At 59.1% G+C, this 20,835-nt stretch carries 20 protein-coding genes, 1 tRNA gene and 1 riboswitch; of the genes, 4 read left to right on the top strand and 17 right to left on the bottom strand.

Annotated features, from left to right (window positions below):
• Positions 1-17 precede the first annotated feature (17 nt).
• On the top strand, positions 18-521 hold the full coding sequence (locus tag ACW9JC_RS04525; RefSeq protein WP_457453844.1) for a DUF4142 domain-containing protein: 504 nt from the start codon (positions 18-20) through the stop codon (positions 519-521).
• Between the two features lie 7 nt (positions 522-528).
• Here the strand turns inward: ACW9JC_RS04525 and ACW9JC_RS04520 are convergent, their stop codons facing one another.
• Positions 529-939 (bottom strand): low affinity iron permease family protein, encoded by a 411-nt coding sequence (locus tag ACW9JC_RS04520; protein ID WP_416127955.1) that lies wholly within the window; start codon positions 937-939, stop codon positions 529-531.
• A 153-nt stretch (positions 940-1,092) separates the two neighbouring features.
• Between ACW9JC_RS04520 and tam the strand changes: the two genes are divergently transcribed.
• Positions 1,093-1,863, top strand: a complete 771-nt coding sequence (gene tam, locus ACW9JC_RS04515) for a trans-aconitate 2-methyltransferase (protein ID WP_457453842.1) — start codon at positions 1,093-1,095, stop codon at positions 1,861-1,863.
• A gap of 317 nt (positions 1,864-2,180) precedes the next feature.
• On the opposite strand, the gene ACW9JC_RS04510 is transcribed toward tam, so the two are convergent.
• The 3 genes from ACW9JC_RS04510 to ACW9JC_RS04500 form a co-directional block, all read right to left on the bottom strand.
• Positions 2,181-2,450, bottom strand: a complete 270-nt coding sequence (locus ACW9JC_RS04510) for a short-chain dehydrogenase (RefSeq protein WP_457453840.1) — start codon at positions 2,448-2,450, stop codon at positions 2,181-2,183.
• 432 nt (positions 2,451-2,882) lie between these two features.
• Entirely contained in the window at positions 2,883-3,290 is a 408-nt protein-coding gene (locus ACW9JC_RS04505) for a type II toxin-antitoxin system HicB family antitoxin (protein WP_457453839.1), read from the bottom strand.
• Positions 3,291-3,327: 37 nt separating this feature from the next.
• Positions 3,328-3,507: a type II toxin-antitoxin system HicA family toxin gene (locus tag ACW9JC_RS04500; RefSeq protein ID WP_007984690.1), complete on the bottom strand. Its 180-nt coding sequence runs from the start codon at positions 3,505-3,507 to the stop codon at positions 3,328-3,330.
• Between the two features lie 655 nt (positions 3,508-4,162).
• On the opposite strand from ACW9JC_RS04500, the gene ACW9JC_RS04495 reads away from it, so the two are divergent.
• Positions 4,163-4,495 carry a type II toxin-antitoxin system HicB family antitoxin gene (locus tag ACW9JC_RS04495; RefSeq protein WP_457453837.1) on the top strand — a complete coding sequence of 111 codons (333 nt, stop codon included), beginning with the start codon at positions 4,163-4,165 and terminating at the stop codon, positions 4,493-4,495.
• 200 nt (positions 4,496-4,695) lie between these two features.
• On the opposite strand, the gene ACW9JC_RS04490 is transcribed toward ACW9JC_RS04495, so the two are convergent.
• From ACW9JC_RS04490 to ACW9JC_RS04435, 12 genes are all read right to left on the bottom strand, one after another.
• Positions 4,696-4,769 (bottom strand) — tRNA-Gly (locus ACW9JC_RS04490).
• A gap of 179 nt (positions 4,770-4,948) precedes the next feature.
• On the bottom strand, positions 4,949-5,833 hold the full coding sequence (locus ACW9JC_RS04485; RefSeq protein WP_338585194.1) for an alpha/beta fold hydrolase: 885 nt from the start codon (positions 5,831-5,833) through the stop codon (positions 4,949-4,951).
• A gap of 311 nt (positions 5,834-6,144) precedes the next feature.
• A complete protein-coding gene (locus tag ACW9JC_RS04480; RefSeq protein WP_457453836.1) occupies positions 6,145-6,837 on the bottom strand; it encodes a pseudouridine synthase in 693 nt (230 codons plus the stop codon).
• A 33-nt stretch (positions 6,838-6,870) separates the two neighbouring features.
• Complete coding sequence (locus ACW9JC_RS04475; protein ID WP_457453835.1) at positions 6,871-7,089, bottom strand: cysteine-rich CWC family protein; 219 nt, start codon at positions 7,087-7,089, stop codon at positions 6,871-6,873.
• Positions 7,076-8,569 carry a sensor domain-containing diguanylate cyclase gene (locus ACW9JC_RS04470; RefSeq protein ID WP_457453834.1) on the bottom strand — a complete coding sequence of 498 codons (1,494 nt, stop codon included), beginning with the start codon at positions 8,567-8,569 and terminating at the stop codon, positions 7,076-7,078. Before ACW9JC_RS04470 ends, ACW9JC_RS04475 begins: the two co-directional genes overlap by 14 nt.
• Before the next feature lie 203 nt (positions 8,570-8,772).
• On the bottom strand, positions 8,773-10,551 hold the full coding sequence (gene atzF / locus ACW9JC_RS04465) for an allophanate hydrolase (protein WP_457453832.1): 1,779 nt from the start codon (positions 10,549-10,551) through the stop codon (positions 8,773-8,775).
• Between the two features lie 25 nt (positions 10,552-10,576).
• Complete coding sequence (uca, locus tag ACW9JC_RS04460; protein WP_457453831.1) at positions 10,577-14,209, bottom strand: urea carboxylase; 3,633 nt, start codon at positions 14,207-14,209, stop codon at positions 10,577-10,579.
• Positions 14,210-14,490: 281 nt separating this feature from the next.
• Entirely contained in the window at positions 14,491-15,132 is a 642-nt protein-coding gene (locus tag ACW9JC_RS04455) for an urea amidolyase associated protein UAAP2 (RefSeq protein WP_007996701.1), read from the bottom strand.
• An 11-nt stretch (positions 15,133-15,143) separates the two neighbouring features.
• On the bottom strand, positions 15,144-15,869 hold the full coding sequence (locus tag ACW9JC_RS04450; protein ID WP_457453829.1) for an urea amidolyase associated protein UAAP1: 726 nt from the start codon (positions 15,867-15,869) through the stop codon (positions 15,144-15,146).
• Between the two features lie 13 nt (positions 15,870-15,882).
• Positions 15,883-16,671 (bottom strand): ABC transporter ATP-binding protein, encoded by a 789-nt coding sequence (locus ACW9JC_RS04445; protein WP_457453828.1) that lies wholly within the window; start codon positions 16,669-16,671, stop codon positions 15,883-15,885.
• A complete protein-coding gene (locus tag ACW9JC_RS04440; protein ID WP_457453826.1) occupies positions 16,668-17,483 on the bottom strand; it encodes an ABC transporter permease in 816 nt (271 codons plus the stop codon). The genes ACW9JC_RS04445 and ACW9JC_RS04440 overlap by 4 nt, the downstream gene beginning before the upstream one ends.
• A gap of 15 nt (positions 17,484-17,498) precedes the next feature.
• The gene (locus tag ACW9JC_RS04435) at positions 17,499-18,566 is read right to left on the bottom strand and encodes a putative urea ABC transporter substrate-binding protein (RefSeq protein WP_457453824.1); all 1,068 of its coding nucleotides are present in this window, start codon (positions 18,564-18,566) and stop codon (positions 17,499-17,501) included.
• A 62-nt stretch (positions 18,567-18,628) separates the two neighbouring features.
• Positions 18,629-18,729, bottom strand: a riboswitch (guanidine-I (ykkC/yxkD leader).
• A gap of 413 nt (positions 18,730-19,142) precedes the next feature.
• Here ACW9JC_RS04435 and ACW9JC_RS04430 point away from each other — a divergent pair.
• Positions 19,143-19,613, top strand: coding sequence for a hypothetical protein (locus ACW9JC_RS04430; RefSeq protein WP_448106687.1), 471 nt, complete (start codon positions 19,143-19,145; stop codon positions 19,611-19,613).
• Between the two features lie 51 nt (positions 19,614-19,664).
• Here ACW9JC_RS04430 and ACW9JC_RS04425 read toward each other — a convergent pair whose 3' ends face one another.
• On the bottom strand, positions 19,665-20,777 hold the full coding sequence (locus ACW9JC_RS04425; RefSeq protein ID WP_457453821.1) for an enoyl-CoA hydratase/isomerase family protein: 1,113 nt from the start codon (positions 20,775-20,777) through the stop codon (positions 19,665-19,667).
• Positions 20,778-20,835 lie beyond the last annotated feature (58 nt).

Genomic DNA, 20,835 nt, shown 5'->3' with positions numbered 1-20,835 from the left:
AAGAGGAGGGCGCGACCATGAACCGCATGGCCACCCGATTACGCAACAGCGGTTTTGCCGTGTTACTGGGACTGATTGCCAACAGTGCCTTCGCCCAGACACCCACCGAATTCATCAACGATGCGTCGGCCAAAGGGGTGGCCGAAATCGAAGCCAGTCGCCTGGCGCATCAGAAGTCCGAATCCAAAGAGGTCAAGGATTACACCATCGTCGTAATCAACGACCGCACCACCGCCAACCAGCACCTGGCGAAAATCGCCAAGCAACTGGATCTGCCGGTGGCGCCGCGTGAGGAAGTGGTGGAAAAGGCCAAGACCTTGATGCCAGAAGTTATGGAAGGCACGACGTTCGACGAAGCCTATGCGGCGAGCCAGGTGAAAAACACTCAGGAAGCCATCGAGCAGCTTGAGCAAACGGCACAAACCACCGACGTGCCGCAAATCAAAGCGTTCGCCGAAGAAACCCTGCCCAAACTGCAAAATCATCTGCAGATGGCCAGGGCGCTGCAGGCCAGTCGCTAGCCGCTGATCAGCATTTATTCAGATCTTGCTTGCCATTTTCCTGGACGACGGTGCCGTCCAGGGAAACGGTCTGGCCCTCGCCAAGAGTTCGATACTGCTTTCTCAGTGCCTCCAGCTCCTTGAGGTCCAACGCCTCAAGCCCGAGCATCGCGTTCTGCGCTTCCTTCGTCACCCGCAACAACTCATCAACCTTCAAATGCAAAATGTCCGTGTCGCGGTTCTGCGTGTTCTGGATCAGGAACACCATCAGGAATGTGATGATGGTGGTCGAGGTATTGATGACCAGCTGCCAAGTGTCGTTGTAACCAAAAAACGGCCCACTCACCGCCCACAAGAAAATCAGAATGATCGCGCCCATGAAGGTGGTGGGGCTGCCGGCCCACAGGGCGAGTTTCTGCGCGACTTTTGCGAATTTCATGGCCGTGTTCCTTATGAGAGGGCGCTTGAATTTCAGACAGTGGCGGCAAGGCGAAAATTCGATATGACTGAACAACCGGTTTTCTGAAACCTTTGATGATGTTCAACGCGGTATCGTAGCGACCCGAGGACAACACACCGACAGGAGAACGCAATGAGTTGGTCCGCCAAACAATACGTCGCTTTTGAAGATGAACGCACCCGTCCAGCCCGTGACCTGCTGGCGGCGATTCCCGCCGGGGACGTGCGCTCGGCCGTCGATATCGGTTGTGGTCCGGGTAATTCCACCGAATTGCTGGTGGAGCGTTTTTCCGGTGCTACGGTGCGCGGGTTGGACAGTTCGACCGACATGATCGAGGCCGCACGCAAGCGCCTGCCGAATGTGCAGTTTGATATCGCGGATATCGACACCTGGAAGGACAACGGTCCGTTCGATGTGATTTTCGCCAACGCGGTATTGCAGTGGGTGCCTGATCACGCCACGTTGCTGCCTTCGCTGGTGAACAAACTTGCGCCCGGTGGCAGCCTGGCAATTCAGATGCCGGACAATCTCAACGAACCTTCACATCGCTTGATGCGCGAAGTCGCCGCTGATGGACCGTGGGCAGGCAAACTGGCGGGCGCCGCTGGCCAGCGAACTGACATGGAAAGTGCCAGCGGCTACTACTCGATACTGAAAGCCTGCTGCTCCCGCGTCGATGTGTGGCGCACTACTTATCATCATCCGCTGGCGGGCGGTGCCTCGGGCGTAGTCGAGTGGTTCAAGGGCAGCGGTTTGCGACCGTTTCTCGAACCGCTGAATGAGGCTGAACGCGCGCAGTATCTGAAGCAGTATCAGGCGGCTATCGAAAAGGCTTATCCGGCGCTCAGCGATGGTTCGGTGCTGCTGCCGTTCCCACGTTTGTTTTTGGTGGCAACGCGCTGATGTAAAAAAGGGACAGATGGCCTTGAGAGTCATCTGTCCCTTTTCTTGACCGCCCGAATCATTACGGCAGTTTGTTCTTTTTCGAGCGGCGGGCGCTCAAGTATTCAAATGCAAACGAGGCAAAGCCGAACAACCCGATCATTGAAATGATCATGATCCCCAACTCTGAACTGGCCATGTTGATCTCTTAGCGAAAGGTGAGCCGGGAGAATAAGTGATCTTTCTGCGGGCTCAACGCCTTGCTACGGATTCTTTACTGGTGCACGAAGATCAATACGAAAAATATACGAGCGCCTTGAAAGGCGTCCGAATAATCGTCAGGACGTTTCTGCATCCATGCGCCGAGCGATGACATCCAACACATCGCAGCCGTCACGCAGAGGGATGCAGCACAACAATGCGAAGTCGCTGAGAATGACCGAGTCGGTGTTGATTTCACCGCGCATCGCGAGGTTTTCGAGAACCTGCGTCACCGCACCGATTCGGTATCGGGCGCTGCTGAGCAGTGAGTGCAACGGTTGGGTGGTGTTGACGTAAAACGAGGGGAGATCGTCGGCGTTGCTGGTTAAAGCCATGAACTCTTTCATGCGTATTGCTCCACTAAGTTGAGGTCAACCAGCCAATCGTCGCCAAACGAAAGGGTGGCAACTGTACGCAGGTTGGCGAACCGGAGTGGAAGCCGGCAGACCCGAAAGTCTCCCGCGCACAGCTGCCAAAAAACGACAACTCTACAGATGCAAAAACGCCTGCAAGCAAGCCAGCGCGCTTTTGTATTCCACTTCAGGTCGCCAAACCCGACACGCCATTTGGGCGTTGGAGGACTATAGGCTTCGTGGCAAAAGCACAGCAATGCGCAATTGTACGGACATTTCCCAGACTATTGTAGGACGTTGCTTTTTCTGAAAAGCGGCTTCGTTTGAGCGCTCTAAGTTCGGGGGTGGAACCAGCGATTCACTAAATGCCGGCCATAAAAAAACCGGCCACCAAGGACCGGTTGATTTATTTCTGCAGCAACCACATCAGCCCTGCTGCAACACCTTGAGTGCCGCCGACGCCAGAAAGCCCGAACGGCTTTTCTCCTCCGGATGGTGCAGTACATATTCATCAATACGGTTGAGCAGGTAGCCGGGCAGCGTAATGTTCAGTTTCTGGGCTTTGCCCAGGTATTTGGTCACGTCAATGTCCACCAACGCCCACGCACATCCCGCGTATTTTGGATCAGCCGCGTGCAAGGTCACTTTGGTGGCGGGCGGAATGGGCGAACCGTCTTCTGCCAGAATTTCGAAATGGCCTTCAATGGCTTCGCGGGCCATCGCCATCGCGTCATCCAGATCTTCCCCGGCGGAAAAGCAGCCCGGAATATCGGGGACTTCAACGCCCCAGGCGTGCTCGTCGTCGCCCATTGAAATCGCAATTGGATAAAGCATGTTCATTGTCCTCCGAGGACTCAGCGCCTAGCGCTCGTTAGAGCAGCGCCTGTTGCAAAATACTGATGGCCGTTTTCTTGAGCAGATCTTTCTTCGGATGAGGGACGGTCACCAACCCCGGCTTGGTGGGGTGCTTGAAGTGGTGATGACTGCCTCTGATTCGTACCAGATACCAACCGTCCGCAACGATTTGGCTTATCAAAAATCGGCTATTCACATCACCTCCCTGTGGTGTGCTTGTGGTTACTATACCTACTGTTTTTTTGTAATCAACACTATAACCACCAAACCTTCCTGGTTCGGTGAAGCAGCGATAGGAATCGAGTCTAGGAGGGCGTTGCGGGAATGGGTTTGTGCAAGGCTGGGCTTACGTGTTTTGTGTATTGCGAGGTTTTTCTGCGGGTGCGCTCACACGAAAATCAGACAAAAAAACCGGCCCCTGGGACCGGTTTCGAATTCTGCATCCTCTGTCAGGCAACACGTGCAAGCAAACTTTCATAAGGGATTCGTAACCCGTCATTCAGGTGCTTGAACACAGGCAGGGGTGAAAAGTGCGAACAATACGATCAGCTGGCCGAAAAACAGTTAACGCTTTTTCATACGTAACTCTCGGAGTTTGCCCACAAACTAAGCGAGAGTCGCCCGATATCCAAAGCGGGGTAGATAGGAAATAGTGCTACGCAGAACGGGCTGCACGATCGTTGATGAGAGTTTGACGTCCGACAGGTCTTCCCATCGCAGAACGCGACATTGAAGCGGAAGGCCGAGTAGAACCCCACAGTTTCCTAATTTAGAAGATCTGCACTCTGATGCAATTGATCGCTGCCGCTCATGCATCGGCGACCTTTCCTTGAACAAGCAGGAGTTACCCCGTGAACGTCATGAATTACCAAGGCTACGCCGCCCGAATTGACTACAGCGATGAAGACGGACTGTTTATCGGCCATATCGCGGGTATCAAGGATGTCGTCGGGTTTCATGGCGAATCTGTCAGCGAGCTTCGAGCCGCGTTTGAAGAGGCGGTTAATGATTATCTGGAAACATGCGCCAAACTGGGCCGGGCACCGCAGAAGCCGTATTCTGGAAATCTCAGCCTACGCCTCGCCCCTGCGCTACATGCAACAGTCGCCGTCAAAGCACAGCTTGCCCACAAGAGCATCAACCAGTGGGTGGCTGACGTTCTTGATCGTGAGGTGCATGCCTGACCTGCTTTTTCTACAACACCGCAGACGGTGAGGGCACGCCTTGATAGGCAGCATGTGTTTGCCTAGGTTTGTGTATTGCGAGGTTTTTCGTGAGCAATCGTCCCCGAATTCCAGACACAAAAAAACCGGCCATCAAGGCCGGTTTTTTCTGTCTCTACATCCCCCGTCAAAACCCTCTTAACGTGAGACCAAAATTCGATTGGAGCGGGTGAAGGGAATCGAACCCTCGTTATCAGCTTGGGAAGCTGGAGTAATGCCATTATACGACACCCGCTCAGAGCGGTGACTTTGTACCAGATGTGCGCGTGGAAATGAAGTTTTTCTTTATACCAGACGGCTTTAGCGCAGATGACACGGGGCGACGACCGCATGACGGTCTGTCGCGGGCGAGCCTCGCATCTACAGGCATGCGTTCAACACTGTAGAGCGAAGCTTGCTCGCGATGACGCTGTTTCAGATGGACAATGCATGGTGGTCCTGGACGTAGTGGTAACGCGGTCGGCTTTCGTGCTGTGCCGGTTTCAGGAACCCCATCAGTGCGTTGCGGCTGTCTCGGCAGGCGGCTTTGTGTTCCATGTCGAGAAAGTGGCCGGTGGCCTGCAAGGTCGTGAAGGTGGCTTGTTGCACGTGATTGGCGAACAACCGGGCGCCATCGGCGGCGGTGTATTCGTCCCATTCGCCGTTCATGAACAGCACCGGCACGTTGATTTTCTGTGCGGCTTTGAAAAAGCACTGGCGATCACTGTGCAGGAGGTCGCTGATGTGGAAGTGCATCTGCCCGTATTCATGCTCGGCCAAAGAACTGACGTGCCGATAGTTGAAGCGCTTGAACAACGTTGGCAGGTGTTTGCCGATGGTGCTGTTCACCAGGTTGCCGACCCGGTCGCCGTCCCGGCTGCCGAGGTAATCGACGCCGCGCTCAAGGTAATCGAGCATGTGCGAGTTGATTTCCGGGGAGAACGAGCTGATCACGGCTTTTTCGATGCGTCGTGGCTGTTGCGACAGCGCGACCATGGTCGCGGCGCCACCCCAGGAAAACGACAGCACGTGTTCGGCGGCGAAGTGGTCGATAAGCTCCAGGAGGATCTGCCCTTCGATTTCCTTGGTAAGCATTTTCTCATGCAGGTTGTGGGCTTTTGACTTGCCCGCGTAGGGCTGGTCGTAGCAAACCACGTTGAACTGCGGGTGAAGGTTTTTCACGGTTTGTGCAAACGACGCAGTCGTGGCCATCGAGCCGTTGACCAAGATAATGGTCTTCTCTGCGGCGTCTGCGCGATAGAACTCCGTGTAAACCCGATACTGACCCTGTATATCCAGCACAGCGATTTCTGGCCTCATGTCATAAGACTCCTGGCAAGCGGGTATGCGCGCAAAAGAGATTGCACGAGCTTTGTGACAGGTAGGCATATGCCTGGAATTTGGAGGCCCATGTCGATCCAGTGCAGTCCGGTCGACGGGTATTGTTATTGGCGGGCAGTCTGCCGGGTGAGGCCGGAACCCAAGGGTTCCTACCGGCAAAAAGTTTCTTAGAAGTATGTTGTGACTCGTCGGTCACATTTCGGCCGACGTCCTGATTCAAGCAGGGGTCACATCATTGCGCAAGTGCCTTTGGTAAATTGTTCGACAACTTCTGCTCAGCGGTAGGCTGCTTAGATCGATTCGATCTCTTCATCGGTCAGTGGGCGGTATTCGCCCGGTTTCAACGCATCGTCGAGCACCAAGGGGCCCATGCGTTCGCGGTGCAGGCGCATCACTTTGTTGTTGAAGTGGCCGAACATGCGCTTCACCTGGTGATAGCGGCCTTCGACGATACTCAGGCGTGCCGACTTCGGCCCGAGCAGCTCTAGCCCGGCCGGTTGGGTGGTGAGGTCTTCGAACGCGAAGTACAGCCCTTCGTTGAAGGTGATCGCGTATTCGGGGCCGATGTCCTGCTCGGTTTCAACGTAGTAGATCTTCGGCAATTTGGTCTGCGGTTGGGTCAGGCGGCGTGACCAGCTGCCGTCGTTGGTGATCAGCATCAGGCCGGTGGTGTTGAAATCCAGGCGCCCGGCGATGTGCAGTTCGTCCTTGTCCGATTCATGGATCAGGTCAAGCACGGTCGGGTGTTGAGGATCGCTGGTGGCACTGACACAACCGGCGGGTTTGTTCAGCATGAAGTGGCGCAACGGTTTGCCGACTTGCAGCACTTCGTCGTCGACCTCGACGCGGCTGAACTCGCGAACTTCGCTGTGAGGGTCGCTGACGATTTTTCCATCAATCCTGACGCGCTTTTCAACCAGCAACAGGCGCACCTGCTTACGGTTGAAGCGGGGCAGGTTGCTGAGGAAACGGTCGACGCGCATGGTTAAAAGTCGTGGATAAAAGGGCCGCGCATCTTACGTGATCGGCCGCGCAGCTGCTTGCAACTGCGCCTCGACTTCGGCGCAGCGCGGGCACAGGCACGCGGCGTTGCGCAGTTCGGCGGGCAGCGCTTCAAGTACTGCCGGGTCTATGCTGACGCCGTAGCACCAGCACGCCCGGTCAGCGGTTCGCGGGTCGGCCAGGGCGCAGTCGTTGGGTGCGCCGCAGGCGGGGCAGAGGTCAGGCGGGTTCATAACTGGAGTGAGGCTTTTCCACACAAGTACGGTTGCGGCCACTTTGTTTGGCCCGGTACATCGCATGATCGGCCCGCGACAGTAGGGTGTGCAAGGTATCGTCGGTTTGCAGGGTGGTCAGGCCGATGCTGACTGTCAGATGCAGGGTGCTGCCGTTGTAGGCATATCGCTGTTGTTCCACATGCTGACGAATTTTCTCGGCGATCATCAGACCGGTCTCACCGTCGGTGTCCTTGAGCAACACGATGAATTCTTCACCGCCCCAGCGACAGACGATGTCGGAATGCCGCAGGCAGCTCTCCAGATCCCGTGCGAAGCCGATCAGCACTTGATCGCCCGCGAGGTGACCGTAGGTGTCGTTCAAGGCCTTGAAGTGGTCCAGATCCAGCAGCAACGCCGTCAGCGGTTTCGGCTCGCGCTGAGCCTCGTGCATCGCTTGCGCGGCCAGCAGGTCGAAGCCGCGACGGTTGGGCAGTTCCGTCAGGCTGTCGAGGGTGGCCTGGGCCTGAATCTTGTTCTGATAGCGCTTGATCACCCGGTTGAGCAGGGCCAGCACGGTCAGCGTGACGATCAGGCAGATCAGCAGATTGAGGTACAGCGAGCGGCGGATGTCGCTGAGGTCGCCGTCTTCGCGTTTGTCGACGAACAGGTACCAGTTCAGCTCGGGGATGAACCGAACGTTGAGGAAATGTCCCTGGCCCTCGCCGGAATATTCGTAGCTGCCGCTGTGGGGTTTGGGCAACTGGCTGACCAGATTTTTCAGGCTGTCGATTTCACCGAGAGTTTGTCCGACCCGCGCGCCATCCGGCCCGCCCTCGGCGCCGGTGAGCACCAGGCGTCCGAAGGTGTCGACGAAGTACACGCTGCGCTGGTAGCGCTGCTGGTATTTGTCGATCAGTTTGATCACCGCATCGACCGTCAGCCCGACACCTGCGGCACCGATGAAACGGTCGTTGTAGTCGTGGACTTTGTAGTTGATGAAGACCGTCAGGTTGTCCTTGTTGGCGAGGTCCGGGTCGACGTTGATCTCGTAGGGATCCTTCATGTCGCGCACACGAAAGTACCAGGCATCCCGCGGTTCCGTGGCCTTGACCTGCTTGAGTACACCCTTGGCGTGGTAGTAAGTCAGGCTGGTGTTGGAGACGAAGAAAGCAGTGTAGGCGCCGTAGTGGGTCATGACCTCGTTGAGGTAGCGGGTCATCTGGTCGGAATCTTTTTCACCGTTGACCACCCAGTCGCGCATGAAGGTGTCGCGGGCCATCATCGAGGAAATCAGGATCGGTCTGACGAGGTCTTTCTGGATTTCCGAATAGACCGTGTCGGATGTCAGCGGCAGCTCGGTGTTGACGATGTTGTCGCGGATCGACGCCCGCGAGGCGTAATAACTGAGGAATGACGTGGCGAGGAAACCCGCGCCCAGCAACGCGACCAGCGTAAGGACCAACGAACGTTGAGAATACAGCGGTGAGCGAAGCGGCATGGCAATTCCATTGTCAGTCATCCGATGGCATGCATTCTAAAGGCACTGCCCGGAAATAACTGCTCTATGTGCGCCGCGAATGGTTGTTCCTACATTCCTTAATGGTTACACCCGTCCTTGTGGAGCTGCCGGAGGCTGCGATCTTTTGATCTTTAAAAACAGAATCAAAAGATCGCAGCCTTCGGCAGCTCCTTGGATTACTGTCAGGCGAGGGTTTTCAGGTAGGCACGCCATCCGCCGAGGTGGCTGATGTCGGTGGCGCCCTCCAGCCCATACGCCTCACAGATAAACCCGCTCTCCCACCGGCCATCCGCCAGTTGCACCTTGCCCAACCCCAGCGGTGCCGGAATCCCGGTCAGGAACGAGCCCAACTCACTGCTCGGCAGTTCCCACACTTCCACGGCAATCGATACGCCGCCGTCCCTTACCCGGACCATACCGGGACGAAACGGTGGGCCACCGGCCAGGGCGTAGAGTTGATAGTCAGGTGAGCTGAATGCCGTTTCCACCAATCGGGCGCCGCGCTGCTTGAGCTGCCAGTTCAGCGCCAAGCCGTCCAGGTGCGCGCCGCAGACCACCAGCCGCGCACGGTCATTGCGGGCAACGTTGGTCGGAGCTGGCGTAGCCGAGCCTTGTTGCCGCTGCAAACCATCCGCCACGCTCAACAGATATTGATCGGTGAACGCACGTCCAAACAGCGTCACGCCCCACGGCAAACCGTTGCCCATGAAACCGCTCGGCACGGCGATGGCGGTGTAGTCGAGCAGGTTCATGAAGTTGGTGTAATAGCCCAGTTCGGAGTTGCGCAGGACCGGTTCGGCTTCGAGTTCTGCCAGGGTGACCGGGCGGCCAATGGTCGGCGTGAGCACGCAATCGAGTCCATCCAAAGCTTTGTCGCACAGGGCTTTCAACGCTTGCAGCCGATACTGGGCACGGAAGGTTTGCACGCCGGTGACGGCCGGTGCCTTGGCCAATACGGCGCGGATCACCGGCAGCACGGCTTGGGGATTTTGTTCCATCAGTTCGCCAGCGACGCTGTAGCGCTCGGCCACCCATGGTCCTTCGTAAAGCAGGCGTGCCGCTTCAAGAAAGGGCGTAAGGTCCAGTTCCACTGCTTCGCCACCCAAGCGCTTGAGTTGATCGATCGCATCACCGAACAACAGCGGTCCTTCAGCGCAACCGAAAAACGCCAGGTCTTGTGCGCGGGGCACGCCGAAGCGGAATGGACGCGGTGCGCCGAACGCCGAGCCGTCATTCCACAGCGGATTGCTGCGGCTGTACGCGTCCCGTGGGTCGAGTCTGGCGGTCAATGCCAGTAACTGACTTGCTTCCCGAGCTGTGGCTGTAAACGTGGTCACGCAATCCAGCGTGCGACAGGCCGGCACCACTCCAGCAGTGGAAATCAAACCTTTGGTGGCTTTCATTCCGACCAGATTGTTCAACGCCGCCGGCACGCGTCCGGAGCCTGCGGTGTCGGTGCCCAACGAAAAACTCGCGACACTGAGCGCCACCGCCAATGAAGAACCGGCGCTGGAGCCCCCCGATGGATACTCCGGCAACACGCTGTTCGGGCACGCGCCATACGGCGAACGAGTGCCGTTGAGACCAGTGGCGAATTGATCGAGATTGGTCTTGCCCAACGGCACCGCGCCCAACGCCAGCAGTTGCTCGACGATGGTCGCCGAGCGTTCAGGTACATAAGCAAACGCGGGGCACGCCGCCGTGGTCGGAATGCCCGCCAGATCAATGTTGTCCTTGATCGCGAACGGCACGCCATACAGTGGCAGGCTGTCGATTTCACGACCGTCGAGGGCGGCGAGGTATGGCTCAAGTTCATCGACGCTGAGCAAGTGGATGAACAAGTGATAATCCGGGTTCAGCGCGGCGGCTTTGTCCCGCAGGTTCAGCAGCAATTGCCGGGGTGTGGTGCTGCCGTCGCGGTAAGCGTTGCGCAGGGCGTCGAGTTGCAGATTGATGTTCATGGCGTGAGTCCTTTTCAAAATGGGTTCAGTCGAGTTCCAGCACCACGACGCGCTGTCCGGCGCGCACGGCCGAACCGGGTTGCACGCGAATCTCGCGGACCACGCCGGCCATCGGCGCGAGCACGGGGATTTCCATCTTCATCGACTCCAGGATCACCAGCACATCACCAGCCTCGACCCGGCTACCGGTCTCCACCTGAACCTGCCAGAGGTTGCCGGCGATGTGGCTGTCGACGCTCTGTTGGCCGTTGCCCAGCGGTGCGTCTTCGGTCACTTCCGGGGCCAGTTCTTCACTGTCGAAATGCGCTTGGCCGCTGGCGATCCAGCGCTCGCGCTCGGCGTTGAACGCGGCTTGTTGTTGCTCGCGAAACGCCCCGATGGTCTCGGCTTCCTGTGCCAGGAATGCCTGGTAATCCGCCAGGTTCAGTTGACTGTGTTCGATGTTCAGGTCGAAGCGCCCAAGGGGGAAATCCCGGCGGATTCGCAACAGCTCATCAGCGCTGACCGGATAGAAACGGATCTGATCGAAAAAGCGCAGCAGCCACGGTTTGCCATCGAACGCGGCGACGTCGCGGTAGCGGTTCCACATCTGCAAGGTGCGGCCGACGAACTGATAACCACCGGGACCTTCCATGCCGTACACGCACATGTAGGCACCGCCGATGCCCACCGAGTTTTCCGCGGTCCAGGTGCGGGCCGGGTTGTACTTTGTGGTCACCAGGCGATGGCGCGGGTCGAGTGGGGTGGCCACCGGCGCACCGAGGTAAACGTCGCCCAGGCCCATCACCAGATAACTGGCGTCGAATACTGTGCGCTGGACCTCATCGAGATTCGGCAGGTCGTTGATGCGGCGGATGAACTCCAGATTGCTCGGGCACCACGGCGCGTCCTTGCGCACGGTGGTCATGTATTTTTCGATGGCCAACTGACACGCCGGGTCGTCCCAGGACAACGGCAAATGCACGATGCGTGACGGCACCTGCAAGTCCTTCGCGGCGCACACCGCGTCCCATTCACCGGCGACGATGCCGAGCAGATCGGCGAGTGGCAGTTGCTCGGGTTGGTAGTGGATTTGCAGTGAGCGGATGCCGGGTGTGAGGTCGATTACGCCGTGCAGGTCTTTGCTTTCCAGGGCTTGCATGAGGGCGTGGGCGCGGAAGCGCAGGACGAGGTCGAGTTCTGGGGCACCGATTTCCAGCAGTAGGTGCGTGTCGCCGGAAAGGCGTGCCACCAGCCGCGTATCGTTCTGGCCGATATCCAACACAACAGGCGAAACAATCCCCTGTGGGAGCTGGCCTGCCAGCGATGGGGCCCGATCAGACACCGCATCAACTTCATCGCTGGCAGGCCAGCTCCCACATTGATCCCATTTCAAGGCGAGGGTGCGGGCGCTCTTCAGGTCAACTGGGGAGAACTGCACCTTGTCCCCAGCCTTCAACTGCCCCAACTGCCAAAGATCCGCCTCGATCACCGTCACCGGGCACACGAACCCGCCAAGGCTCGGGCCATCGGGGCCGAGGATCACTGGCATGTCACCGGTGAAATCCACCGCGCCGATTGCATACGGATTGTCATGAATATTCGACGGATGCAAACCCGCCTCGCCACCGTCGGCACGCACCCATTCCGGCTTCGGCCCGATCAGGCGTACGCCGGTGCGGCTGGAGTTGAAATGCACTTCCCACTGCGTGGCGAAGAACGTGCCGATGTAGTTTTCAGTGAAGTATTCCGGCGCACCGTGGGGGCCGTAGATCACTCGAATTTTCCGCACTGCCGGTAGTTCAGTGACCTGCTCATCGTCCAGTTGTTGACCGGCGCTGCGGTCAAGCAAGGCGGGTACATGCAACACGTCGCCGGCCCGCAACGCGCGACCGCCATGACCACCAAACTGACCAAGCGTGAAGGTACTTTTGCTGCCCAGATAGTCCGGCACTTGCAGGCCGCCGCGCAGGCACAGATAGCTGCGGGCACCGGCACCAGCGATGGTGCCGAGGCTCAACGTCGCCCCCGCCGCAATCAGCAGCGCAGTGTTCATCGGCACGCTTTCACCATTCAACGTCAACGGAATCACCGCCCCAGTCACCGCCACCACCGCGTCGCAGTTGAAGCGCAACAACGGCCCGCTCATGGTGATTTCCAGCGCCGCCGCGCCTTCGTCGTTGCCCAGCAAACGGTTGCCCAGTCGCAACGCACGACTGTCCATCGGACCCGACGGCGGCACACCGACTGCCCAGTAACCGAGGCGACCGGGATAGTCCTGCACGCTGGTCTGGGTGCCGGCGCTGATCACCTCGAACGTATTGGCCTGATACACCAGCCCTTCCAAACAGCGGGTCCACGGTTGGCCGCTGGCGAAGGGCGCATCGAGCAAAATCTGCCGCAGATAATCGCGGTTGGTTTCCACGCCATACAGCTGACTCTCGCCGAGGGCTTGATGCAAATCGGCGCGGGCCTCTTCGCGAGTCGGTGCCCAGCTGATGACCTTGGCGATCATCGGGTCGAAGTACGGTGGAATCTCGCAGCCAGCCTCGACCCACGTGTCGATGCGCAGTTGTTTGCCGTTGGCCGAAGGGAAATTCACGGCAGTCAACAAGCCTGGGCTCGGCTGAAAATCCCGGCCCGGATCTTCCGCATACAGCCGTGCTTGAATCGCATGGCCGTCGGCTTTCAAACCCTTGATCAGTTCACCCAGCGGCGGTAAATCACCGGCTGCCAGTTGCACCATCCAGCGCACCAGATCGACGCCCCACACCTGTTCGGTGACGCCGTGCTCCACCTGCAACCGAGTGTTCACTTCCAGAAAATAGAAACGCTGGGCCTCGCTGTCGAACACGAATTCCACAGTGCCGGCGCTGCGGTAACTCACCGCTTTGGCCAGTTTGATCGCCGCTGCACACAGCTCTTCGGCCATGCCGTCGGGCAGGTTCGGCGCCGGGGTTTCTTCGAGGACTTTCTGGTTACGACGTTGCACCGAGCAATCGCGCACGCCGAGGGCAATCACCTCTCCGTTACCGTCGCCGAACACCTGCACTTCCAGATGCCGGGCACGCTGGATGTACTTCTCGATGAACACCCCGGCGTCGCTGAAGTTGTTCTGACCCAGGCGTTTGACCGCTTCGAAGGACTCGCTTAACTCCGCCGCACTGCGACACACGCGCATGCCGATGCCGCCACCGCCGGCGGTGCTTTTGAGCATCACCGGGTAGCCGACCTGTTCACCTGCGATCAGTGCCGCGTCGAGGCTGTCGAGCAACTCGGTGCCTTCAAGCATCGGCACGCCATGTTCCTTGGCCAGTGCGCGCGCGGTGTGCTTGAGACCGAACACCCGCAGTTGCTCTGGCGTCGGGCCGATGAAGGCGATGTCGGCGGCTTCGCAGGCTTCGGCGAACGCGGCGTTTTCCGAGAGAAAACCGTAGCCGGGATGGATCGCCGTGGCGCCCGTAGATTTAGCGATAGCGAGGATTTTATCGACTGCCAGGTAAGTGCAGGCGGCTGCGCCTTCACCGAGGCTGTGGGCTTCGTCGGCTTGCAAGATGTGCAGGCTGGCGGCATCGGCTTCGGAGTAGACGGCAGCACCCTGTACTTCGAGCTCACGCAGGGTGCGCAGGATGCGGCAGGCAATGGCGCCACGGTTGGCAATCAGGATTTTTTCAAACATGGCATAACCCCTGATGGGGATGCGGGCCGTCCCGCAGTTTTTCTTGAGGCACCGGGGCCGTCCCCGGTGAAAAATCTGTTCAGTTCAGAACACCACCGATCCCCTGTGGGAGCGGGCTTGCTCGCGAAGAGGGCGTGTCAGTCAACGTTGATGTTTCTGATACACCGCTTTCGCGAGCAAGCCCGCTCCCACATTTGAGCCGCGGTGTTCCTGTTTCTTGAGGCACTGCCCCGAACGGGCCTGGCACAAGGCAAACAACCAACGCCGCAACCGCGAATATTTCAGTTCCATACCAGCAGCTCCGCAGGCGTCGGGTTGTAGGCATTGCACGGGTTGTTCAGTTGCGGGCAGTTGGAGATCAGCACGATCACGTCCATCTCGGCGCGCAGGTCGACGTACTTGCCCGGGGCGGAAATCCCGTCTTCAAAGGTCAGCCCACCATCAGCGGTGACCGGCACATTCATGAAGAAATTGATGTTCGGCCCGATGTCGCCTTTGCCCAACCGCCCGTCATGCACGCAGGCACGCAGGTAGTTGTCGCGGCAACTGTGCATGTAGCGTTTTTCCAGGGCGTAGCGCACGGTGTTGCTCTCTTGCGCGCAGGCGCCACCGAGGGTGTCGTGACGCCCGCAAGTGTCGGCGACGATGGTCAGCATCGGTTTGCCGAGGTTGGAATACAGCACGCTGCCGGTGCTCAGGTACACGCTGTTCTGCCGGCGCAAAGTGCGTTGCACGTCGTAGCGTTCTTTCGGGTTGGCGACGCTGTAGAACAGCGTGTCGACGGCCTGATTGCCTTCCAGATCGAGGATGCGCAACGTCTGGCCGGCCTTGACCTCCATCAGCCAGGGTTCGCCGGCGGGAATGGTGGCGCGGTAGACGGCGGTTTCGGGCGACTGTGGAGCGGTAGCGATAGCGAGTGACATGGCAGCGATCCTCAGGCGAACAAACGGTCGGTGTTGATGAAGCCGCGCTCGTTTTCCGGGCGCGACGTGCGGCAGTGTTCGGCGACGCTGGCGTCGGCGTTCATCCAGCTGAGCTTCAGTGGTTTTGGTGCGTATTCCGGCGACGGGTCCATCGGATGTTGCAGGGCGGTGAGCACCACCAGCGTGTCCATCGGTGCGTACAACTCGATGTAGTCGCCGGCCTTTGAATTGACTTCGACGAAGTGGAAGCGACCGGCATCATCGACGTTGACGCGGCTGAACAGGTTGAGGGTCATCAGCAAATCCGACAGGCCCAACCCCCACTTGCCCAGCTCCACCAACAGGTTGTCGGTGCCATTGCGGAAGAAGCCGTTGCGCAGTTCCTGATAGCGGCCGGCACCGTATTTTTCCGCGACCTCTTCAGCGCAGAGCACGCCGCCGAGGCTGTCGCTCCAGCCGCAGGTATCAGCGGTGATCGCGGCCAGCACACGGCCCATGTCCGAGTACAGGCAATGGCCGGTGGTGAGCTTGGCGGTGTGTTGGCATTTGAGGCTGTCGGGCAGGTTCAGGCGTTCGGTTTTTTCATTGGCGTTGAGCAGCGTCAGGCTGACGTTGGCGCCACCGCGAATGTCGGTCAGGCGCAGCAGTTGGCCGCGCTTCAAGACGAAGGAACGATGGCCGCCGCCGGGGAGCATTTCTTCGGCGAACGGTGGGAACAGTTGAGTCGAATCTGTCATTTTCAAAACTCCTCTAAGCGATACGAAGCGTGCCCGCCAGTTGCACCGGCAAGGCGTCGACGGCGGCACGGGTGGCACGGCGGTCGCTGTTCAAAGGGATGTCGTAAGTGATGCGCGCGCCATAGCGGCCGGGTGCATGCGGATCGAGGCGGACCTTGTCGAACACCAGCAAACGCGTGCCGAGGCTGAAACCTTCGGACAGGTCATGGGTGACCATGAACACCGTCAGTTGCGTCTCGCGCCACAGCTCCAGCAGCAAGGCGTGCATGTCTTTGCGGATGCCCGGATCGAGGGCGCCAAACGGTTCGTCGAGCAGCAACACGCGAGGCTTCATGATCAGCGCCTGGGCGATAGCCAACCGTTGTTGCATGCCACCGGAAAGCTGCGCCGGGTACTTGTCCAGCGAATGACCGAGGCCGACTTTGTGCAGCAGCACCGAGGCCTGTTCGCGGGCGTCTTTTTTCGCGTTACCGAACAAACGACCAACCAACGGCGAACGCGGCAGTTCGAGGCCGAGGGCGACGTTGTCCAGCACGCTCAGATGCGGGAACACCGAGTAGCGCTGGAACACCACGCCACGGCTGGCATCCGGCTCACCGGCCAGCGGCTGGCCGTCGAGCAGGATCTCGCCGTGACTGGCTTGTTCCTGGCCGAGCAGCAGGCGCAGGAAGGTCGATTTACCGCAACCGGACGCGCCCACCAACGTGCAGAATTCACCCTCGTTGACGCTCAGGTTCAGGCCTTCGAGCACCACCTGATCGGCGTATTGCTGCCAAACGTTTTTCACCGTGATGAAGCTCATGCCCGCGCTCCTTCGTACCAAGGGAAAGCACGCTGGGTCAGGCGCTTGAGCCCCCAATCCATCAACCAGGCGAGCAGGGTGATCCACACCACGTACGGCAGGATCACGTCCATCGCCAGGTAGCGGCGCACCAGGAAAATCCGATAGCCGAGGCCGTCTGTGGAGGCGATGGCTTCGGCGGCAATCAGGAACAACCACGCTGAACCGAGCATCAAGCGCAACGAGATCAACAGCCGTGGCAGCAATTGCGGCAGCACTACGCGCAGCATCAAGGTCCAGGTGGAAGCGCCGAGGGTCTGGGCCTTGATCAGCAGTTCCACGGGAATTTCCCGGGCGCGCTGTTCCAGATCCCGGGCCAGCGCCGGGGTGATACCGATCACGATCAGCATCACTTTCGACAACTCGCCCAACCCGAACACGATGAACAGAATCGGCAGGATCGCCAGCGGCGGCACCATCGACAGCACCGTCAGCAACGGCGATAACGGCGCGCCGAACAGCGGCAAGGTGCCGGCCGCCATGCCCAGGCACAGCCCGGCCAGCGCGCTGATGCCCAAGCCGATGGCCAGGCGTCGCAGGCTGGAGGCGGTGTCTTGCCACAGCACGTATTCACCGGTGCGGCCGTCGGCCATAAATGCCAGGCGTTTCACCGCGTCGGTCATTTGCACGGCGCTGGGCAGCAACTTGTCATTGGGGTTGTCCGCCAGTCGCTCGGCCGAGCCCATGAAGTAGGCGAACAGCACCAGGGCGAACGGCAGGATCACCAGCAACAGGCGACTCGGGCGATCCGGATGGCGATTGATCAGGCGCATGGCCAAGTCCTCTTCTTACAACTTGGCGTCGGCAGCCATTTGTACGTAGCTCGGGTCGAAGCGCAGCTTGAGGTTGCCCTTGTCGCCGCTGGTCACGCCGTTGGCGAAGGCCATGCCGACCGCGCTGGTGTCCTTGGCGCCTTCACCCAGCAAGCCGTGCTGGAAGGAGAACTCGGCGACCTTACGCATGGTTTCCGGCAGTTGCTTGCTGGTGGAAAACGCCAGGGCTTCTTTCGGCGTGGCGAACAGCTTGGTGGTGTCCAGTTGTGCCTGGAAACCTGCAAGGTCGGTGCCCGAGGCTTTGGCCATGTGTTCGAGTGCGGCTTTGCTGGCGGCGTTTTTCGCGTTCATCAACTCGACCACTTCGAACCACGCGCCGGTCAGCGCTTTGCCCAGGGCCGGGTTGTCTTTGAGGGTGGCGCTGTTGACCACCATCATGTCCATGATTTCGCCGGGGATCTGGCTGGAGTTGAAGACTTCGGTCACCGCAGGCTTGGCCTTGATGTCCGAGAGCATCGGGTTCCAGGTGGTGACGGCGTTGACTTGGTCGGTGTTGAAGGCGGCCGAGATATCGGCGTCGGAGGTGTTGACCACTTTCAGGTCTTTCTCGGTGAGGTCCACCGAATCCAGGGCCCTGGCCAGCAGATAGTGAGAGACCGAGAGCTCGACCAGATTGACGTCCATGCCCTTGAGGTCGGCGACTTTCTTGCCTTCGCCCTTGAGCACGATGCCGTCGTTGCCGTTGGAGAAATCACTGACGATCAGTGCGGTGCTGTCGACGCCACCTGCGGCCGGAATGGTCAGCGCATCCATGTTGGTCATGGTGCAGCCGTCGAACTGGCCGGCGGTGTATTGGTTGATCGATTCGACGTAATCGTTGAGCTGCACCACATCAATCTTGATGCCGTACTTCTTCGCCCATTTGTCGACGATGCCTTGGCTGCCGGCGTATTCCCACGGCATCCAGCCGGCGTAGATCGTCCAGCAGACGCTGAATTGGTCTTTCTGTGCAGCCTGGGACTGGGTGCTGAGCAACGCTGCAAACGCGGCGGCGAGCAAGGCGGGGAAACGTAGTCGGGACATTTCGAAATCTCCAGTTGATCAAGGGCGGGCAGGAGGCAACGCGGCACCGCGAACGGTGGCTTGTCTCCCGGGCTTTTGTCCCGCCGTGTAACCTCAACTGGAGGTCGCCAACTCTCGGACCAGTCACTCGCGATTGCGAGCCGGAACCCTAGTCAGCCATTGCAAATTGTGGTGCCGCGAACCTGTGATGACTCCTGCACGGGATTGCTAAAGCGAGAGGCGTGCCAAGTCCGGGGAATGCGTCTAGCGCGGGGGTGTTGAATATCCACGGGGGGCAGGGCGAACGTGAGGTTGCGTTGAGATGGTGCATCGGTGCACTGAGATGTAGCGTCATCAGCCGCTGATCATGCTCGGAACGATCCTCGGGCCTCGTTATTACGGCGGTGGATATCGTCACGGGCACCATTAATCAGCGCATGAATAGATGAAAAACCTTTCATCGGCGAGATGTTTCAACTTGTTGCAGGAACGCACCAGATTCCGAATTCGATGTCTGATCCTTCGACAGTCACCGAATAATTGACTGTCGCCTGCCAGCGTCGCTGGTGTGGCTCACCCGCGGTCCAGGAGGCCGCCATGCTCTGTCTAAAACAGCTGCGAACCATTCTACTGATTGCTGTATCGGGTTTGTCCCTTGGTGGATGCGTGCCTTATTCCGACGGAGGAGTCAGTTACTACAGTTCCGAGGTTTACACCTCACCAGCGCCGGCTTATTACGCTGGCGGTAATTCCTACTATTCCAATGGCGGTTACTACTCACCGCCAGCCCGTTATTACGCGCCACCTGCGCGCTATTACCAGCCAACGCCGCGCTACTACCACCAGCCGCGGGTCTATCAACCAGCGCCGCGCTATTACCAATCGGCACCCCGTTACTACCAGTCGCGACCCGACTACCGGGCGCACCAGAATCATGGCTGGGACGGCCGCAACCGTGGTGGCTGGAACAATGACTACCGTGGCAATGGCGGGCGCAACAACAACCATGGCGGTCGAGGCGACCATAACGGACGCGGCGATCACGACGGCCGGGGCAGTCACCGTTAACCGTCCACAAAAAAGCGGCGCATCAATCGCCGCTTTTTTTATGCCCGGAATTCAATATTCCGACAAATCCGCCAACGGGTGTCGACCTTCCCACACCTTGTGGAAATGCGCCTCCACCACCGCATCCGGCACATTGTTGATGTCCGGCCAGTGCCAATGCGGCTTCTGATCCTTGTCGATCAATCGCGCACGCACGCCTTCGCTGAATTCCGGATGACGACAGCAATTGAGGCTCAGCGTGTATTCCATCAGAAAGACTTCGGCCAGCGACGAGTGCCGGGCGCGGGCGATCTGTTCCCAGACCAGATGAGCGGTCAGCGGCGAGCCTTCACTCATGGTCCGGGCGGCGCGACTGAGCAGCAGGTCGGTGTCATCGCGCAATGGGCTAATGGCTTTCCATGCGCAACGCACGTCACTGACATCCAGCAATTCATCAATGCGCTGACGTCGCGGCAGCCACTGGGGCTCGGGCATCTGTTCGACGGCTTCCTGTTGCAAGGCCTTGAGCAGACTGTTGAGCTGCATAGGTGTCTGTTCCTGCCAATTCAATTGCAGCAGGCGTTCGATCAGCTGTTCCTGTTGCTCATCGAGCAGGAAACGGTCGGCCAGGTCCAGGTCGATCGCATCGCGAGCATTCATGTGGGCGCCGGTCAGGCCGAGGAACAATCCGAGCTTGCCGGGCAGGCGCGACAGGAACCAACTGGCGCCGACGTCCGGGTACAGACCGATGGTGATCTCAGGCATGGCCAGCCGACTGCTCGGCGTGACGATGCGGATGTTTGCCCCTTGCAGAAGACCCATGCCGCCACCAAGCACATAACCGTGCCCCCAACAGATGAGCGGTTTGGGATAGGTGTGCAGGCTGAAGTCCAGGCGATATTCAGCGGAAAAGAAATGCGCGGCCAGCGGCGGCACTTCGCCGGGATGGGCGCGACAGGCCTCAACCAGGCTGCGCACTTCACCACCGGCGCAAAAGGCTTTGGCGCCGTTGCCGCGCAGCAGCACGCAAACGATTTGCGGCTCTTTGGCCCAGGCATCCAGTCGGTCGCGCAAGGCGTTGATCATGGGCAAGGACAGCGCGTTCAGCGATTTTTCGGCATCCAGCGTGGCGACGCCGATGCGGGCGCCGTCGGTGCCGGTGAGTTCTTCGAAGTGCAGATTCATCGTGACCTCGATCGGGAAATTGAGGGTTAAGTATGATCGCTGTGTAGGAAAGTGCCGG

This window comes from Pseudomonas sp. SDO5591_S426 (assembly GCF_054070755.1).
This window is presented reverse-complemented; position numbering and strand designations above follow the sequence as displayed.

Bases quoted from the DNA above. Each gene is read 5' to 3' on its own strand.
- ACW9JC_RS04525 (WP_457453844.1), top strand. From the start codon at position 18: ATGAACCGCATGGCCACCCGATTACGCAACAGCGGTTTTGCCGTGTTA.
- ACW9JC_RS04520 (WP_416127955.1), bottom strand. From the start codon at position 939: ATGAAATTCGCAAAAGTCGCGCAGAAACTCGCCCTGTGGGCCGGCAGC.
- tam (WP_457453842.1), top strand. From the start codon at position 1,093: ATGAGTTGGTCCGCCAAACAATACGTCGCTTTTGAAGATGAACGCACC.
- ACW9JC_RS04510 (WP_457453840.1), bottom strand. From the start codon at position 2,450: ATGAAAGAGTTCATGGCTTTAACCAGCAACGCCGACGATCTCCCCTCG.
- ACW9JC_RS04505 (WP_457453839.1), bottom strand. From the start codon at position 3,290: ATGCTTTATCCAATTGCGATTTCAATGGGCGACGACGAGCACGCCTGG.
- ACW9JC_RS04485 (WP_338585194.1), bottom strand. From the start codon at position 5,833: ATGAGGCCAGAAATCGCTGTGCTGGATATACAGGGTCAGTATCGGGTT.
- ACW9JC_RS04480 (WP_457453836.1), bottom strand. From the start codon at position 6,837: ATGCGCGTCGACCGTTTCCTCAGCAACCTGCCCCGCTTCAACCGTAAG.
- ACW9JC_RS04475 (WP_457453835.1), bottom strand. From the start codon at position 7,089: ATGAACCCGCCTGACCTCTGCCCCGCCTGCGGCGCACCCAACGACTGC.
- ACW9JC_RS04470 (WP_457453834.1), bottom strand. From the start codon at position 8,569: ATGCCGCTTCGCTCACCGCTGTATTCTCAACGTTCGTTGGTCCTTACG.
- atzF (WP_457453832.1), bottom strand. From the start codon at position 10,551: ATGAACATCAATCTGCAACTCGACGCCCTGCGCAACGCTTACCGCGAC.
- uca (WP_457453831.1), bottom strand. From the start codon at position 14,209: ATGTTTGAAAAAATCCTGATTGCCAACCGTGGCGCCATTGCCTGCCGC.
- ACW9JC_RS04455 (WP_007996701.1), bottom strand. From the start codon at position 15,132: ATGTCACTCGCTATCGCTACCGCTCCACAGTCGCCCGAAACCGCCGTC.
- ACW9JC_RS04450 (WP_457453829.1), bottom strand. From the start codon at position 15,869: ATGACAGATTCGACTCAACTGTTCCCACCGTTCGCCGAAGAAATGCTC.
- ACW9JC_RS04445 (WP_457453828.1), bottom strand. From the start codon at position 16,671: ATGAGCTTCATCACGGTGAAAAACGTTTGGCAGCAATACGCCGATCAG.
- ACW9JC_RS04440 (WP_457453826.1), bottom strand. From the start codon at position 17,483: ATGCGCCTGATCAATCGCCATCCGGATCGCCCGAGTCGCCTGTTGCTG.
- ACW9JC_RS04435 (WP_457453824.1), bottom strand. From the start codon at position 18,566: ATGTCCCGACTACGTTTCCCCGCCTTGCTCGCCGCCGCGTTTGCAGCG.
- ACW9JC_RS04430 (WP_448106687.1), top strand. From the start codon at position 19,143: ATGCTCTGTCTAAAACAGCTGCGAACCATTCTACTGATTGCTGTATCG.
- ACW9JC_RS04425 (WP_457453821.1), bottom strand. From the start codon at position 20,777: ATGAATCTGCACTTCGAAGAACTCACCGGCACCGACGGCGCCCGCATC.